Below are 15,945 nucleotides of genomic sequence, written 5' to 3' on the forward strand. Positions count from 1 at the left end.
TGGCTCCCAGCGCCCGGTGTGGCTGCGGAATGCGGCTGAGTAGGAGTTGCGCGCGAGTTCGGTGAGGCGTGCGATGGTGTCGACGTGTTCGTCGTTGTCGTCACTGGCGCCACTGTGCATCTGGATCAGCAGGTGCTTGCCATAGGGCCTGACGCGAGCGCGCTGGTGACCGGTGAGCGTAGCGAGTTGGCGCTGCAGCTCAGCGGCCTTTCTTTGTGCTTCCAACGTTGGCATGGTGTTTGAACCTCAGGGGTTCACCGGTTTGTAGCTCAAAGCCGGCGAAGGTCCATTTGAACGGCTTGGGCGCCTGGTTGCGCTGCGCCATGAAGGCCTCGGTGCGCTCGCGCAATTGTGCGATCGATGAATGACTGGCGTGGCGCAGGACGCTGCGCGAGTAGATGCCGAACAGCAGCTCGATCTGGTTGACCCAGCTCGCATGCAGCGGCGTGAAGTGAAAGACAAACCGGTGCCCGTGTCGGACGTTGAAAGCATCCCACACGGCCTGGGCGCGGTGGGTGTTCAGGTTGTCCCACACGATATGAACGCGCCCCTTGGGGTAAGCAAGCGCGACCTGCTCCATGAAGGCCAGGAGGTCGGCTTGGGTGCGCCGATCCGTGCAACTGCCCATCACGCGCCCGCAGTGCACGTCCAGGGCGGCGATCAGGGCCTGCGTGCCGTGGCGGATGTATTCGAACTCGCGCCGTCGCACACGTCCTGGCGCCGGCGGGTGGTCCGCGTGCTTGCGCTCGATGGCCTGGATTCCCGTCTTCTCATCGATCGACAGCACGACCGATCCCTTGGGGGCCTGACGGTACAGCTCACAGATGGCGTTGACCTTCTGGCGGAACTGCGGATCTGGGCTGTGCAGCCACTGCCGCACACGGTGCGGGCGCAAGTCGCCCGCCTGCAAAATGCGTTGCAGGTGGCTGCGGCTGATCTGCTTGACAACGCCACGCTCGACGGCGCGCTGCACCACCTCGTCCAGCGTCGGCGTAGCGCGCCCCTGCACTTCGGCGGGCTCACAGGCCAGAGAGAGCAATTCCAGCCGCTGCGCGGCGTCGATGCGCCGGGGTCGCCCGGGCCGCGCCACCTCGTTCAAGCCCTTGAGTCCTTGCCGGGCCAATCGGGTGCGCCAATGAGAGACCGTCTGCACGGAAACGCCCACGGCCTCTGCGATCGCCGTCGTCGACGCCCCCGCATGGCACATCAACGCGATCCGCGCTCGAATTACTTGGCGTTGTTCGGCGGTGCCTCGACGGATCAATCGCTCAAGGGTCTTGCAATCTTCTCGCGACAGCTGAATGACCTGCGGTTGGCGTCCTCGACTCATGCATCTGAGATTACTTCACTTTCAATTTATTTGAAAGATATTTATAGGATTTCGAACTAGGTTCGATTTTGCATTCGCAGGTCCTTAATCCGGATATTTTCCCGACAGTCGGCTGGTTGGCCATTGCGGCCAGCATGCTTGGAGCGCAGCACATGGCAGCTCGTGCGGGTGACGAACAGGCCGACTTGCGCCTCCTTGATCCGGTTCTCTGCCTCGCCGCGCTGGCAGTACAGGCCGTCGTACAATGCCCGGGGTTCACCAGACAGGTCGGTGACGATGAAACGCGGGTGTAGCCTTTCGGCCCCATTCAAGCCGTGGTGACCGCGCGCCGCTCGTGTGGCCAGTTCTGCTCGGCACAGTCGAACTCGTCGACCAAGCGCTGTTTGAGTTCCGTGCACCCGTACCTGTCCTTCATCGACAGTTCGGCATACGCCACCTGCGCCTGCAACCTCGCGTTGCGAGCCAAGCGCACGATGAAAGTCCCCGCCTGCGCGCTCGCACCAGTTGAGGGGGCGCTGGCGGCAAAAGCCCGAATCCCCACGGAACACGATGCGCACGTCGGGCCACTGCGTACGCAGCCGCCGTACCAGCAATCTGAGGATGGCCGCTGCATGTTGCACCCCGTCGATGTGGCTGGTCCGCAGGTAGGCGCACAGCAGTTGCTGGCCGCAGAACATGTACCGCGGAAGATAGCCGTAGCTGTCGTAGTAACCGTGAATGATGTGGCCCTCTTGTTGACTATGCAGCGGGTTGGCGGTGCCGTCGAAGTCCAGCACCAACTCCTTCGAAGCTGGCAATGAACTGATCTCCAGCAGCACCTCGTGCAGCCACCAAGCCGGGGCGCGATCGACCGATTTCTCAAGGCGACACCGGTGGGTGCACTGGCGGGTGACCTTTCGGTCCACGCCCATGACCATCTGCAGGGCCACGTCCTGGCGTAGCGTGGTCGTTGAGGTTTTCCAAGCCCAGTGCCAGCCCGTACACCCGCTGGCGCAAAATGTCGCGCATGCCGTGTTTGATCCGCAGCGGGCTGATCGGATCGGCGATGCAGTGCGCCGCCACGTCCATCACTCCCCGCTTGCGGTCCACCTGGCCGAGCAATATCACGCCGCCATCGCGGGTCATGCTGGCTCCGTCGAATCTGCTCCCCACCACGCGTCAGCCCAATCGGCCAAAGTTCAGCGATTCGGGCTCGCTATCAACCGGAAGCACCATTTTCGGGATGTTAGAAGAATCGCCAACCAAAGAAAAAACCCAAGTGAATCAATCACTTGGGTTCAATTCTGGCGGAGAGGGCGTCGTTCACATCATGGGCTGGAAGGCTCATGAAACCTCAGATTTCTCTAGTCTGAAGTTTGAGGTACCACCAAAAGTACCACCAAGCCTTTCAGCCTTGCTTTTGCAGCTTCTGAAACTCATCGCGCAGCAGGGTGACAACGTCCACTAGATTGAGCGCCTGCAGCCGGTTCTTTTTCAGGAACGCGATCCATTGCGCTGTCCTCACGGCATCCCGTGCAAATGCATCGCTCAAGCCAGAAGGTGTGGTGTCCGGCACCTGCAGTTGCCGCCGGGCAAAGGTGGCGTCGATGGCGCGGCGCAGTTCTGTCGATTCCAGGGCACCCTCGGTGAGCAGCACTCACAGATCGAAGTAGTCCTTCATCCGGGTGTTGGCCATGCCGAGCAGGCACACCGCATGAAACTTCTCGGCCACCACTGTGTATTTCGGGTACGAACGCAATTGCGGTGCTGGCAGGTCTTCAAGCAACACCGGGTAGCTCACCAATTCGGGCGCGGGTGTGACCGCATCGCCAAAACCGATGTCCACCTGCAGCGTGATGCGAGCGCCGTCCAGCTTCGCCAGCAGGTCGATCCGCACACCGCCATAGCCCGCCTCCTTGCGGATCACCGAGCCCTTGACCGAAGCGAGGTCAAACGCGATGCCGTCTTCCACCTCCATCGCACAGATCTCACGGAAGGCTGCAACGGCAGAATCGATGTCGTCCGGTCCAAAACCCAGCAGGTCCGCGTCGCGCGTCGGCCGGTGTGGCCGGTCGTACCACAGCGAAAACAGCAGCGCACCTTTGAGCAGGTAGTTGCCGGCAAGGGGTGAGATCGACAGGCGATACAGCAACCGCTCCAGCCCGTAGTGGGTGAGGATCAGGTTGAAGTCCTGCTTCCTGGCATCGGCACGTTGCTTCAAGCGGGCGCGGATGGAGGCGGCCAGGTTGCGGCTCATGCTGTCACGCTCTCCAGGTAGGGCCGCATCACATTGGCTACGCGGTTGACCGCGGCGTAGTGCCACAGCGCATCCATGGTCAGCTTGCGCTGCGCCCAGCCATCGCTCAGCGCCTCCAGCGCCACGTCCAGGCCGATCTTGTTGCGGTACTTGAAACAGTCGGCCACCGTCTTGTCCGGATTGAACACCGGGACTTGCACGCCATCGATGTCGATGGGTTCAACGCCTTCGGTCAGGGCCGGGCCAGACATGCGCACCACACGCAGCGCCGGCTGGTCTAGTCGGGGTGTGGGTGTGTGCGGAGGAATCGCCAACCAGACCTCGAACGGCGCCTGGGTGCCGATGCCATGGACGCGCAGCGCAGACAGCAGGCACACGACACCACGCGGCGCCCGCAGGGCTACTTCGGCCAGGGACCGGTGTTCGCTGAGTGCACGCCCCGGCAGGCTGTAGACGCCACGTGCCACACGCTCCAGCTTGCCTGCGGCGACCAGCCTGCTGAGCACAACGGTTGGCAGTGCCTGCGCGGTCAGGTCGCGCGCCCGCAGAAGAGGCCGGCGCTCGGCGAGTGCGAGCACGGCGTTTTCCATCGTTGAGTTTTTGCCATGGATCATTCATGCAGTTTGTTGCTAAAGCTAGTTATTTGTCAACAAATAACTAGATAAAGAAACAAACACCTGGATTCGGTCGAGCGTCTGGTTCAGTACCTATGCAGTGGCGATTCACTCCCTGTTCACTCCCTGTTCAGTTTGTGCACTGGCGGTTCGCTGGTGGTTCGGCTTGTTCAGTCGTCGTGCAGTTGAGTCGGCGGTATCGAGGGGTTGGGGCGATCTTAGATGCCTCAACGGCCCAGGTTCGAGCTGGATTTTGGCCCGAATCCAGCACGTCAGGGTGCTCGATCCAGGGGCAGACTGTCTGCATGGAGGAGTGCAGAGATAGGCGGCCCGCCGCCGTTTTCACAAACGACTCGCTTCGCTCTCGTTTGAACTTTGGGGGACCCATGAACACCCGCCACCCTGACTTCATCACGGTCGATCTGCGCGGCCTCAAGGCCGCGCTGGTGAGCTGCGCTCAGGCCCGCCGGGAGAGCGTGTCGGTGTTGGTTCGTCGGGCTGTGGCCCGCGAACTCGGACAGTCCGAGTCCGTCCCTCAGTTGGTCGTCAATACCGGGCGCCTTGGCGCGTCGCATGTGCCCCGGGTCAAGTTGTCAATCAGATTGACAACCGCCGAGGCCAGGCGGCTGGCTGTCGGTGCGCACACCGCGCAGATGTCGCGTGATGCCTACCTGGCAGGCTTGATCACGGGTGTTCCTGCCTTGACCACAGGCGCAAGCCGCACCGCGGAAATCGTTGAACTCATCAAGTCCAACGCGAAGCTCTCCAGTCTCAGCCGGAACATCCACACCCTCTCGCGTTTGATGGCCCAGAGCAACGTGCAAAAAGCAGTGGCCTACCGCGACATGCTCGACACGCTGGACGGAGACGTCCGGCGTCACCTCGCCCAGGCGGCGGCCCTGATGGCCGATCTGCACCCGCGTGGGTCATCCACCGAGACCACCCACTGGTCCAACCGGTGACTTCAAGGAGAACGCCATGAGCCAAGCGCCGAACATCGACGGGGTACTCGTCCAGTGGGGTGATCGCCTGTTCTACCCAGGCAACCGGGTGGTCAAGGTCAGGCCGCTACCCAAGCTGGGCGATGGGGGCATGCACCAGCGCGCGGACGCCATCCGCAAGCGCATTGAATCCACCGTGGTGAAGAGGGCGCCTCAGGTCATGGTCAAGGTCACCGGGGGAGGGCGGGGCATGCTGGCCATTGCGGCGCACTTCCGATACATCAGCAAGAACGGCCGTCTCGGCATGGAGAACGAACAGGGCGAGGTCCTGCAAGGTCGGTCCGCTGTCTACGAGCTGAGTGACGAGTGGCGCTATGGCGGCAGCCTGATCGGGGACGAAGGACACCGGCGCGAGGCGTTCAACATCATGCTGTCCATGCCACGCGGCACGGACCCGCGGATCGTCCAGCGGGCGGCGAGCGAGTTTGCAAAGACCGAGCTGGCGAACCACAAGTACGTGATGGTGTTGCACGACCACCAGGCGAACCCGCACGTGCACCTCAGCGTGCGGGCAGAGTCGATCTACGGAAAACGACTCAACCCGCGCAAGGCCGACCTGCAACGGTGGCGCGAGACCTTTGCCGAGAAACTGCGTGGTTACGGGGTGGAGGTTGAGGCCACCCGGCAGGCCACCCGGTTTCAGACCAGGAACTCGGAACATCTTTGGCGGCTGAAGGCCAGGGAGGACGGACGGTTGAGGAAAGTCAGACCAGAGGACAAGAACAGCCCGAAATCGCGGACCACCCGGACAGAGGCGCTGCGAGCCTGGCTGCACATTGGCCAGGCCCTGGCCAAGTCACCGGATGCCAGAGATGTGAAGCTGGCCAGGGCGATCGCATTGTTCTTGCAGGATTCAGCTCTTCCGGTCGGGTTGTCCAGGATTCCGCCAGACCGCACACAACCGATGCGAACGGGGGCGGTTGTAGATCATGAGGTCAGGCGATGATGGGGGGCAGGTCAGGGGTTGCACTTTGATGTTGACCTGAAACGAGGGTTCACCGGCACCAAGATATATGCCCGTTCCAGGCTGCTTGCTGTCGGTGGCGTAGCTCGCCTGAACGTCGGCGGCTTGAGGTCACCTGTCCTTCAAGGATGGAAGGGACGAACGACCGCTGCACCTCCGTCACCGGCCTCACAACACATGCCAGCCTGGCGCGCTTAGTGAACGACTCCTCGCGCCCGAGGTGAGCGACTGTGCGCGACCCACTAGCGACATCCTCGCCGTGCAACTTGTCGCCCTCAAGCAGTCAGTCGGCCTTGCCTGGGGCTTTTAGGTATCCTCTGCTCATCGGGGACCAGCGGGTACACCACATTGAGCACCTGCAGCGGAATGCGGCTGTTGCCGAAGGTATCCGCCAGACCCAGCTGCTGCAGTGCGCGGATCGTGCCGTTGTATAGACCGCCTGGAATGACCAGTCCCACGTCGGTGCAGTCGCCGCCAAAGCGCTCGTTGAGCTGGTGGTCCTTGATGAAGTTGACCGCAGCAGGCCAACGCGACTCGATCTTCAGTCGCTCGTGGGCGTATATGGACGGCGGCAGGTTGATGTTCGAGAAGTCGAACTTGGGTTGGTTGATGGTCTCGCGGGTCGATATCTCGGGCGCACGGTTGTCTTTACAGACAAAGGAGCCGTGCACGTGGCAGGCGTGGATGTGCAACTGCAGCATGACCGGCGTGTGGCTGGCTTCGGAGAGCTCAAAGCTCTTCTCAACCGCCTCGACGATGGAGGTCAGGTTGGGCCGGGGGTCCATCAGCCACATCTGCGACTTCATGGCGAACGCGTGGGTGCACTCCTGGATGATGCTGGAGCCCTCGCCGTAGTCCTCATCCAGGATCACCAGCGCCCCACCTTGAACACCGGCGGAGGCTAGGTTGGACAGGGCGTCCGAGGCGACGTTGGTGCCCACAGTGGACTTCCAGGTGACCGCACCGCGAACCGGGTAGTTGATGGAAGCGCCCAGCATGGCGGCGGCACCGGCTTCGGACGCGCTGTTCTCAAAATAGATGCCCAGCGTGTCCAACAACTCGCGTGCATCGCCGAGCACATCGATCAGGTGCGAAACCGGCACCCCTGGTATCTGCCGATGTAGCTCACACCGGACTGCAGCAGGGCTTTGGTGACGGCGAGGATGCCTTCACCATGAAATTTTTCTCCAGCGCCCAGCGACAGGCGTGAGAACTCTTCAGCGAACGAACGCTCCATGTTTGTCTCCTGTCGGAGGTGTCTAGACACCTCGACTTGTTGTGTTTTCCAGCCGTTCGGTGGCTGGGTTTTGACTGTTAGCGCGAGCTTAGGTGTCTTGTGAAAGTTGTCCTATCAATGCAAACGTTGTTGCATATCGATGGATTAAATTTTGTCTCGAAACCGCGCCGAGCCGACACCACAGGTGTGGGCATGAAGCTCAGGGTTCCGCTTGCAGCAGGCGGTGCACCCGGTGCCAGTCAATGCCCACCTCGTCGTTGCGGGCGGCCCGGAGCAGCACCTTCTCGCGGTACAGGCGGGCGACCACTCGGCTGGCGGCCACGTGGTTGATGTCCATCGTGTCGGCTATGTCTTGGCGGCTCGGTAGCCAGAGGGGCGTGGCTTCTCTGGGGTGGGCTTTTCTGAGCTGCTCCAGCAGCAACAGCACTCGGCGCCTGGCGCTTGAGCGGTGCAGCTCCACCCGAAAGTTTGTAATGTCCCGTAGCAGGTGTGATACGGCCATACCGGACCCTGACTGGATGCCCGCGTGGCGACCCGGGTCCGACCTGGCCTGGCTGCCGAATGGCTCCAACACGATATCTGTGCAGGCACGGGCATCGAAATACCGTGGCTCGCCCAGACAGGCTTCGTGGCCAATGAGCGCCCCCGGGCCAAGGAAATGAACGATGCAGCGCTCGCCCCTGTGATTGACGCTCTCCAGGCAGGCAATGCCCGATCGGATCACGAACGCGGTCGAGGAAGGTTCGCCCTGCTGATAGATGTAGCTTTTAGCCGGGAATCTGGCCAGCTTCGGGACCAGCTGGATGAGGGGGCGCGGTGTGTTGGATGCGCGCAGGCCCACGCTTCGAAACCTATCGCGGTACGATGAAGGTCGAAGGCTCGCGCACCGGCTCGAGCGACGGGTGGGCCGGATCGCTCACCTCGAAGTGGATGTCGATAATCTCTCCTGCCTTTGAGGCTGCGACCTGGTAGGACATGCGCGCCGTCACCGTGAAGGTGTGGGCCTGCGCGGGTTGTAAGACCACGGTGGAATGGTTGAGCAGGCGCAGCTCGGCGGCCGGTTGCACCGCGATGCTCAACGACTGCACACGGTCAGATGCGTTCATCAGTTGCAGGGTGTACACGTTTTCCACCGCGCCCTGGTCCACTGTGCGCGCCATCACGCTGCGGTCGCGCACGACGTTGAGCCGCACCTCCGAACGCGTCAGGAACGCGTTGGTCATGGCCGCCATGGCTATCAGGAGCAGCGTTCCGTAGACCACGACACGGGGTCGCAAGAACCGCTGCAGGGTCACCCCTGGCGCCGACGTTCTACCACCCAGCTCCCGCAGCGAGGCCATGCGGATCAGGCCCCGAGGTGCCTCGATCTTGTCCATCACCTGGTTGCATGCGTCGATGCACAGCCCACACCCGATGCAGGCCGCCTGCAGCCCCTGGCGGATGTCGATGCCCGTCGGGCAGACCTGAACGCAGAGCGTGCAGTCGATGCAGTGCCCGGCGGATTTGGCGCGGGTGTCGCTGTCGGCACCCGCCCGGCGCGGCTCGCCCCGGCGGTGGTCGTACGCGACATTCAGCGTGCGCTGATCCATCAGCGACCCCTGAAAGCGGCCGTAAGGGCACATGTGCAGGCACACGCTCTCGCGCAGGTAACCGGCGTTGCCGTAGGTGGCCAGGCCGTAGAAGCCGATCCAGAAACCCTCCCAGGGGCCCAACTCGTACGGCACGGCCAGGGCCAGTTCGCGGATAGGCGTGAAGTAGCCCACCAGCGTGAAGCCGGTCCACAGGGCGAGCAGCGCCCAGACCAGGTGTTTGCCGCCGCGCCGCGTGATCTTGTGGGCGTTCCAGGGGCTGCGGTCCAGCCGCAGGCGGGCCTGGCGGTCGCCCTCCGTGCGGTGCTCGATCCACTGGAACAGCTCGGTGTACACCGTCTGCGGGCAGGCGAAGCCGCACCACACGCGACCCGCCACGGTGGTCGCGAAAAACAGCAGCAGGGCGCTGATCACCAGCAGGCCGGCGAGGTAGATCAGGTCCTGCGGGTAGAGCACCGCACCGAACAGGAAAAATCGGCTCGCCTCCAGGTCGAACAGCACGGCCTGGCGGTCGTTCCAGGAGAGCCAAGGCAGGCCGTAGTACACCAGCTGCGTGATCCACACCATGGCCCAGCGCCAGCGGGTGAACACGCCGGTGATCGAGCGCACCTGGATCTTGTCTTCAGCGGGCCGGTTGTTGAACGGGACGATGGGGATGGTGCGATGGGTCATGGGATTCAAGTGTTCAAGGCGGCAGCGCTTGGCCGGCACGACGCCAGAGCCTCAGCCGCAGGGGTCAGGAGGTTCGCCAGGTCGCGTTCGCCCAGCCATTCGTCTTCGCGGAAGAAGACGCGATTCAGGTGGATCGAGGCATGGGACGATTCGTGTCCATGCGGGTGGGCTTCAGGTGCGGCATGAACCGACAGACCGTCTTCCTCGCTGCGCAGCAGCACCCAGCCCGCGTTGCCGTCACCGAGGAGCACCGGTGCGACCAGCGAGAAGCCCTCCCAGGGCAGGTTGGGCACCCCGTGCAATCGCCCGCTCAGCAGCCAGCCCCGGCCCGTGTCTTCAGCGGTGAGTTCACGGCAGCCTGGGGCCAGCGTGGCCGCCCGTGTGCCACTCAGGAATTCGGGCAGCCAGAGCTCACGCAGCCCCACGTTGAAGGTCTGCACCAGCGCCTCGATGGCCAGGCGCTGCGCCCACAGCACCGCCGCAGCCTCGGGGTCCTGTTGTTGCAGAAGCATCGCGGAATGCACCAGATCGTCGAGGCCGCCTTTGCCGCCCAGCGAGCGCGGGACGGCACAGCGCAGCAGGCCTGAGTCCACCACCCGCTGCAGGGGAGACGGTGAAGCGTGAAGCGCGTTCACAACGGGAGCGGTGCCAGGGAGTCCGGTGTCGGTGAGCATGGCCACGATGGTCGCCGGGGATCATCTGGTTGCACAGATTCAGTTGAAATGAAATCGAACCAGATCAGATACCGATGTTTATGGCATCTGATGCGCTGTTTCGGAAAAAGAGCCGTTTCTGAGCCGGGCCGGGAGGAGCGGCGCGCGGATGCTCGTTCCATGCCTGATTCACACATCCGCCGGTGGCCCCGGATCGCACGCCCCGCCAAAGCGCTGCTGGCCATGGCGGGTCTGGTGGCGCTGCAGTGGCTGGGTGATGCCCTGGTAGCGCGAACCGGCTGGCCGGTACCCAGTTCACTGGTGGGCTTGCTGCTGCTCCTGGCGGGCCTGGTGCTGCGGGGCCACGTACCCCAGGCGCTGGACGATGTGAGCGCGCCCCTGCTGCGCCACCTGATGCTGCTGCTCATCCCGTCGGTGGCGGCGGTGGGCCTGTACGCCGGGCTGCTGGCGCAACACGCGGTGGCGTTCCTGCTGGTGTCTGTGGGGGGCACGGCCCTGACCATTGTGGTCACCGCCTGGACCCTGCAGCGCCTCCTGAAGCGGGCGCGGCGTTGATGCTTTGGTCGCTCATCACGCTCGCCGCCTACCTGGCCGCGCTGTGGCTGTACCGTCGCAGTGGCCACCACCTGCTGTGCCTGCCCGTGCTCACCGGCACGGGCTTGGTGCTCGCCGCGCTGGCGCTGGCCGGCACCGGTTACCCGGTGTACGCCGAGGCTACCCGGGTGCTGCGCTGGCTGTCGGGGCCGGCTGTCATCGCACTGGCCGTGCCCCTGTACCGGCAGGCGGCCTTGCTGCGGCGGCTGGCCGTGACCTTGCTGGCGGCGCTGGCCGCGGGTTGCCTGGTGTCGGTGTTGGGCACGGTGGCGCTGTGCTGGCTTCTCGACACGCCCATGTCATTCGCCCTGTCGCTGGCGCCCAAGGCCGCGACCATGCCCATGGCCTTGCCGGCGGCCGAGCGTGCGGGCGGCGTGCCTGCGGTGGCGGCCATGGCGGTGGTGGCCACGGGCGTGCTGAGCCCCTTGCTGGCGGGGCCGCTACTGCGCTGGTTGTGGGTGGCGGAAGGAACCGAGGGCGGCGCGGACGGCGAGGTCGTGCGCAGTTTCACGCTCGGCCTGGTGGCACACGCCATCGGCGTCGCGCGGGTCTTGCAGACGCACCCCGGCAGCGTGGCCTTTGCGGCCTTGGCCCTCGGCGTGGCCACCTCGCTGGTGCTGGTGCTGCTGTCGCGTTGGGTGTGACGGTGCCGGTTCACTCGCCGAGTGTGTTGGAGCAGGATGGGCTTCCGGCCACGGCGTCCACCATCTGCGCTGTAATATACCCAGAAAACTGGACCTAGGAAGATCAGATGAGCGGCACCCGCCTGACCCGATACCAACAGCTGGCCGAAGACATGGCCGACGCGATCCGCGCCGGCCTGCTGCGCCCGGGTGAACGACTGCCTTCAGTGCGCGTCACCTGCGAGCAGCGGCGCGTGAGCCCGTCCACCGTGTTCCAGGCCTACGGCCACCTGGAGTCGCTGGGGCTGATCGAGGCGCGCCCCCGTTCAGGCTACTTCGTGCGCGCCACGCGCCGCCCGCTGCGGGCCGGCCCCGAGCCGGCGCCCCCGCGCAGCGAGGCCACGCCGGTGGCCATCAGCGAGCTGGTGTTCGACCTGCTGGGCTCCACCCGCGACGCCGACGTGGTGCCGCTGGGCTCGGCCTTTCCGGCGCCGCACCTGTTCCCATTCGACGAGCTGGCGCGCAGCGGCGCGCGCGCCATGCGCCGCCTGAAGGCCAGCCAGATCACCGGCGCACTGACCGCGGGCGACGAAGGCCTGCGCCTGGCGCTGCGCAAGCGCTACGCGCTGCAGGGCGTGCCGCTGGCCGACAACGAACTCATCATCACCAACGGCGCCATGGAAGCGCTCAACCTGTGCCTGCAGGCGGTCACGAAGCCCGGCGACGTGGTGGTGGTGGAGTCGCCCACGTTTTATGCCGCGCTGCAGGCGCTCGAGCGCTTGCACCTGAAGGCGGTGGAGGTGGCGACCGATCCGAAGGAGGGCGTGGACCTGGCCGCGCTGGGCGAGCTTCTGGCGCGGCAGACGGTGGCGGCCTGCTGGTTCATGCCCAGCTTCCAGAACCCGCTGGGCGCGCTCATGCCGGTGGCGCGGAGGCAGGCCCTGGTGGCGCTGCTGGCGCAGCACGGCGTGCCGCTGATCGAGGACGACGTGTACGGCGAGCTGCACGCGGGCGCGCGACGCCCGCCGCCGGCCAAGACCTTTGACCAGCAGGGCGGGGTGCTGCACTGCTCGTCGTTCTCCAAATGCCTGGCGCCGGGCTACCGCGTGGGCTGGGCGGCGGCCGGGCGCTACGCGCCACAGGTGGAGCGGCTGAAGATGATGACCTCGCTGGCCACGGCCATTCCCCCGCAGCTGGCGGTGGCCGACTACCTGGCCCAGGGTGGGTATGACCGCCACCTGCGCCGCCTGCGCGAGGCCCTGGCCGCGCAGCAGGCGCACGCGCTGAAGCTGGTGGAGCGGCACTTCCCGGCCGGTACCCGCGTCACCCGGCCCGAAGGCGGCTATTTCCTCTGGCTGGAACTGCCGCCCGAGGTGGACGCGCTGGCGCTGCACCAGCGGGGCAGGGCCTGCGCCATCAGCACCGCGCCGGGCGTGCTGTTCTCGGCCGACCACCGCTTCATCCACCACATGCGGCTGAACGTAGGGCACCCAGGCGACGCGCGGTTCGACGGCGCGATCAAGACGTTGGGGCGGCTGGCGGTGGATTTGATGGCGAGCCGCTGAGGCGCATGCTTCCGTGGCGTGATTCACGCCATGCGCTGAGGTCCCATCAAGGAAGCTGGACGGGCTCCGCGACCGGACGATCTGCCTGCGGGCACACCTCACGCAGAAAGCCCAGCAGCAGCGCGTTTAAGGCCTGCGGGTTGTCGCGGTGCACACCATGGCCGCTGTCGCCACTTCCGCCTGGCGCCCGTGTGATAGGTCGTGGGAGAGGGCCGGTGCGGTCGATCGGTGAACCTCCTGTGTGCAGTCGCCGTAGATGAGCAGCGCGGGAATCGTCAGTGCCTTGAGCGCGCTCCGGTCGAGCGCTGGATTGTCGCGCCACTGGGTGACCTGGACGCCTTCGAGCTGGCGATGCCTTGTGCAGCGTCAAACCACGGTGCCTTGTGGCTCATGGGTTGATCAGGCAGCAGGTTTTCCATGTACTGCGCGCCCGCTGATTACCTTTTCTTCCAGGTGCGAATCTCGTGATCCTCGCGGGACATCACCGTGTTGCCCAACATGGCTGCAGTTGTCTAGGTGGGGCACCAAAGAGGAACGCTTGTATCGGTCTGCTTGGCGTTTGCACATTGGACGACCAGTTTCTTGCTAGCTAAGCTCTGAGCCTCGACATCCCTGGCGCTTGGATGACCGCAATGTGGCCGTGATCGTGAATCACGGGCGCGACCCTCAACGACCGAGGTCACTGCGAAGCCGCACGCCAAATTGCGAAGGTCGCTCCAGGCTGGGTGCTGCCGGTGACATAGCACGGCTGAATGTCGGTCGCCGCAGTCAGCAATCTTTCGAGGATGCAAGGGTCAAACGACCGCTGGACCTCCGTCACCGGCCACTCAACCCTAGCCGGCTTGGCCGCGCTTCGAGAACGACTCGTCTCGCCTGAAGTGAGCGGCTGTGCCCGACCCTACGCGGATATACGGAAGTTTGACCAAGAGCTGTCAGTAAAGCTGCTACGGATGATCACATCTCACACGAACATGGTGTGTTCAGGGCAAGTAAACGGTTTTGTTCCTGAAGCTATAGTGCATGCAAAGTATCAGTTCGTGAACTGGTGCAGTAAGCGCTCGAACACCAGTGACGGCGTTTTAGTCGGATCTGCCAAGCATATAAAATATGAAGGGCAATCACATGATTTCGTAAGCATTTTCAGGTTCTGTTTTCTCATATTATTCGAAGGTTGCCGGACGCAAAATTTGATCTTGCGACTACATCAAAGTGTTTGAGGGGGTAAAGAATGGGGTCTAGACCTGAAATGAAATGAAATGAAATGAAATTATTCTAGTTGCTCTGTTGTTATTAGTTGCATCTTGATCTTTTGGTGATTGATTTAAACAATACAAGACCCAATCTCATAGCGACTTAAATAGAGGTGGCTTAATTTTGAGGGTTAAACTATGCAAAAAGTAAAACTGCTAAAAGTAAAATCAATTGTAAAAGAATCGCAGGCCGATTTTATCGGGATAACAGAGGGAGATTATGTTGTTGAATATAACGATACAGCCATAAGAACCGACGAAGAACTATCAAATCTAATACGACTAAGCAAAGCGTCTGGCAGGCACCGACAAAAGATAGGGTATTGGCACAACAACAAAAGAATAACGCGAAAGCTCACCAGCGAATCCATAGGCATTAATTGCGAAAATATCGAATTAAACATTGATGAGGTCATACTTAAATGCCGGATGCATCGTGATTTGAGCATTCTTCCACAAAACCTGATCACTGAATGCGCTGAGTCAGTACAGCTTTTCACAACCCCAACCATCTCCGATAAAGAAATTAGTGCTGAACTTGGTCTCGTAACAGCAGAATGCGTTTTCGGCATAAATTTCTTTTTTGACTTATTTAACTCGGTACGGGACTTGGTAGGCGGAAGAAGTAAAGCGCTTGAATCATTGATGAAGGAGGCAAAAGATGAGCTTTTGTCAGATATTAAACTTAAAGCAGCACTAATCGGTGCAGATGCCGTTATTTCTATTCATCTCAGCTTTAACGAGTTAGATGGCGGAGGAAAAAACGGAATGCTAATGGCAAATGCAGTTGGAACGGCAGTTCAACTTCGGAAATGATTAAGAGCAGCATTAGGGAGACCTCAACTATGTTTATTTAGCGGATCATTTTTTCGCTCAGTACACTCAAAGACATCCCATTCGGAATGACCACCGTCGAGGTATGGGTCTTCGGTCTATCCAATTGAACAGCAAAATGCATTGCACGGTTGGCTGCGGCTCACGCTCTGCGCATTAGCCACCGGCCCAATTTCGGTGAAGTCGACACCAACCGTTTTCACCCGCTTCTAGCTCTGATGCGTCTTACCGGTGGCGTTGAGCGTCAACTCCTTGTAAGGCCGGGACTTCCACTTCGCGGTCGGTGCCGGTAGCGGTTTTTGGTCATGCACCTGATCGAAGGACCGGTGTCGACGACCATGACCATCGCGAGACGACCCAGTGCGGGCTTTAGGATCTGGGTTGCAAAGCCGGCTTTCCAGCCGCTCCAGTCTTTTCAGATGCGGGTTACTAGGGCGTGGAAAAACGAGAAGAGACCAAATCAATGTCGATTGGCACGTGGCCATGCCCACGGGCAAGCGCAATGTGCTGGACAAGATCTCGCCCATGGGCGCGATCATGGGCAAGCGGGAGAACACCAAGGCGAGCATTAGGGCCAAGGTCGAACACCCGTTCCGGGTGATCAAGCGCCAGTTCGGGCATGCAAAGGTGTGTTACCACGGGCTGGCCAAGAACACGGCGCAGCTGTACACACTGTTTGGCTGTCCAACCTGTGGATGGTGCGACCCGCGTTGCGGTAGGAGGTGCGGGGATGCGTGCGCCTGCATGCGGGCTGAGCGCCGC

General features: G+C 62.4%; 13 protein-coding genes and 4 pseudogenes. 7 read left to right on the top strand and 10 right to left on the bottom strand.

Annotated elements, in window-relative coordinates:
• From Q7J58_RS19265 to Q7J58_RS19295, 6 genes and pseudogenes are all read right to left on the bottom strand, one after another.
• Positions 1-234 (bottom strand): hypothetical protein (locus tag Q7J58_RS19265; RefSeq protein WP_304831265.1); only part of this gene is annotated, 234 nt, incomplete at its 3' end.
• The gene (locus Q7J58_RS19270) at positions 200-1,330 is read right to left on the bottom strand and encodes an IS630 family transposase (protein WP_304831267.1); all 1,131 of its coding nucleotides are present in this window, start codon (positions 1,328-1,330) and stop codon (positions 200-202) included. The genes Q7J58_RS19270 and Q7J58_RS19265, both read right to left, overlap by 35 nt.
• A gap of 158 nt (positions 1,331-1,488) precedes the next feature.
• Positions 1,489-2,247: pseudogene (locus Q7J58_RS19275) on the bottom strand (transposase); the annotation flags it as partial.
• Positions 2,189-2,455: a transposase gene (locus Q7J58_RS19280; RefSeq protein WP_304831269.1), complete on the bottom strand. Its 267-nt coding sequence runs from the start codon at positions 2,453-2,455 to the stop codon at positions 2,189-2,191. The gene Q7J58_RS19280 and the pseudogene Q7J58_RS19275, both read right to left, overlap by 59 nt.
• Positions 2,456-2,717: 262 nt before the next feature.
• Positions 2,718-3,566 (bottom strand): annotated as a pseudogene (locus Q7J58_RS19290) (nucleotidyl transferase AbiEii/AbiGii toxin family protein).
• Positions 3,563-4,180 (bottom strand): type IV toxin-antitoxin system AbiEi family antitoxin domain-containing protein, encoded by a 618-nt coding sequence (locus Q7J58_RS19295; protein ID WP_304831274.1) that lies wholly within the window; start codon positions 4,178-4,180, stop codon positions 3,563-3,565. The pseudogene Q7J58_RS19290 and the gene Q7J58_RS19295 overlap by 4 nt, the downstream one beginning before the upstream one ends.
• Positions 4,181-4,566: 386 nt before the next feature.
• Here Q7J58_RS19295 and Q7J58_RS19300 point away from each other — a divergent pair, with 386 nt between their 5' ends.
• Both Q7J58_RS19300 and Q7J58_RS19305 read left to right on the top strand, forming a co-directional pair.
• Positions 4,567-5,142 (top strand): hypothetical protein, encoded by a 576-nt coding sequence (locus Q7J58_RS19300; protein WP_304831276.1) that lies wholly within the window; start codon positions 4,567-4,569, stop codon positions 5,140-5,142.
• 16 nt (positions 5,143-5,158) lie between these two features.
• Positions 5,159-6,127, top strand: coding sequence for a conjugal transfer protein TraS (locus tag Q7J58_RS19305; RefSeq protein ID WP_304831278.1), 969 nt, complete (start codon positions 5,159-5,161; stop codon positions 6,125-6,127).
• Between the two features lie 338 nt (positions 6,128-6,465).
• On the opposite strand, the pseudogene Q7J58_RS19310 reads toward Q7J58_RS19305, so the two are convergent.
• From Q7J58_RS19310 to Q7J58_RS19325, 4 genes and pseudogenes are all read right to left on the bottom strand, one after another.
• Positions 6,466-7,382, bottom strand: a pseudogene (locus tag Q7J58_RS19310) (indolepyruvate ferredoxin oxidoreductase); the annotation flags it as partial.
• Positions 7,383-7,581: 199 nt separating this feature from the next.
• On the bottom strand, positions 7,582-7,884 hold the full coding sequence (locus Q7J58_RS19315; RefSeq protein WP_304831280.1) for a hypothetical protein: 303 nt from the start codon (positions 7,882-7,884) through the stop codon (positions 7,582-7,584).
• Positions 7,885-8,233: 349 nt separating this feature from the next.
• Entirely contained in the window at positions 8,234-9,643 is a 1,410-nt protein-coding gene (gene ccoG / locus Q7J58_RS19320; protein ID WP_304831282.1) for a cytochrome c oxidase accessory protein CcoG, read from the bottom strand.
• A 5-nt stretch (positions 9,644-9,648) separates the two neighbouring features.
• Positions 9,649-10,317, bottom strand: coding sequence for a hypothetical protein (locus Q7J58_RS19325; RefSeq protein WP_304831283.1), 669 nt, complete (start codon positions 10,315-10,317; stop codon positions 9,649-9,651).
• Positions 10,318-10,476: 159 nt separating this feature from the next.
• Between Q7J58_RS19325 and Q7J58_RS19330 the strand changes: the two genes are divergently transcribed.
• The 5 genes and pseudogenes from Q7J58_RS19330 to Q7J58_RS19350 all read left to right on the top strand — a co-directional run.
• Positions 10,477-10,872, top strand: coding sequence for a CidA/LrgA family protein (locus Q7J58_RS19330; RefSeq protein WP_304831284.1), 396 nt, complete (start codon positions 10,477-10,479; stop codon positions 10,870-10,872).
• Complete coding sequence (locus Q7J58_RS19335) at positions 10,872-11,555, top strand: LrgB family protein (protein ID WP_304831285.1); 684 nt, start codon at positions 10,872-10,874, stop codon at positions 11,553-11,555. Before Q7J58_RS19330 ends, Q7J58_RS19335 begins: the two co-directional genes overlap by 1 nt.
• A gap of 107 nt (positions 11,556-11,662) precedes the next feature.
• Positions 11,663-13,099: a PLP-dependent aminotransferase family protein gene (locus Q7J58_RS19340; protein ID WP_304831286.1), complete on the top strand. Its 1,437-nt coding sequence runs from the start codon at positions 11,663-11,665 to the stop codon at positions 13,097-13,099.
• 1,388 nt (positions 13,100-14,487) lie between these two features.
• Entirely contained in the window at positions 14,488-15,165 is a 678-nt protein-coding gene (locus Q7J58_RS19345; RefSeq protein WP_304831287.1) for a heavy metal-binding domain-containing protein, read from the top strand.
• Between the two features lie 427 nt (positions 15,166-15,592).
• Positions 15,593-15,902: pseudogene (locus tag Q7J58_RS19350) on the top strand (transposase); the annotation flags it as partial.
• Positions 15,903-15,945 lie beyond the last annotated feature (43 nt).

Origin of the sequence: Hydrogenophaga sp., assembly GCF_030656115.1 — a bacterium.
Lineage (GTDB): Bacteria > Pseudomonadota > Gammaproteobacteria > Burkholderiales > Burkholderiaceae_C > Hydrogenophaga.

Coding starts and splice junctions, on each gene's coding strand:
- Q7J58_RS19345 (WP_304831287.1), top strand. CDS start 14,488: ATGCAAAAAGTAAAACTGCTAAAAGTAAAATCAATTGTAAAAGAATCG.
- Q7J58_RS19315 (WP_304831280.1), bottom strand. CDS start 7,884: ATGGCCGTATCACACCTGCTACGGGACATTACAAACTTTCGGGTGGAG.
- Q7J58_RS19325 (WP_304831283.1), bottom strand. CDS start 10,317: ATGCTCACCGACACCGGACTCCCTGGCACCGCTCCCGTTGTGAACGCG.
- Q7J58_RS19295 (WP_304831274.1), bottom strand. CDS start 4,180: ATGATCCATGGCAAAAACTCAACGATGGAAAACGCCGTGCTCGCACTC.
- Q7J58_RS19305 (WP_304831278.1), top strand. CDS start 5,159: ATGAGCCAAGCGCCGAACATCGACGGGGTACTCGTCCAGTGGGGTGAT.
- Q7J58_RS19280 (WP_304831269.1), bottom strand. CDS start 2,455: ATGACCCGCGATGGCGGCGTGATATTGCTCGGCCAGGTGGACCGCAAG.
- Q7J58_RS19300 (WP_304831276.1), top strand. CDS start 4,567: ATGAACACCCGCCACCCTGACTTCATCACGGTCGATCTGCGCGGCCTC.
- Q7J58_RS19335 (WP_304831285.1), top strand. CDS start 10,872: ATGCTTTGGTCGCTCATCACGCTCGCCGCCTACCTGGCCGCGCTGTGG.
- ccoG (WP_304831282.1), bottom strand. CDS start 9,643: ATGACCCATCGCACCATCCCCATCGTCCCGTTCAACAACCGGCCCGCT.
- Q7J58_RS19330 (WP_304831284.1), top strand. CDS start 10,477: ATGCCTGATTCACACATCCGCCGGTGGCCCCGGATCGCACGCCCCGCC.
- Q7J58_RS19270 (WP_304831267.1), bottom strand. CDS start 1,330: ATGAGTCGAGGACGCCAACCGCAGGTCATTCAGCTGTCGCGAGAAGAT.
- Q7J58_RS19340 (WP_304831286.1), top strand. CDS start 11,663: ATGAGCGGCACCCGCCTGACCCGATACCAACAGCTGGCCGAAGACATG.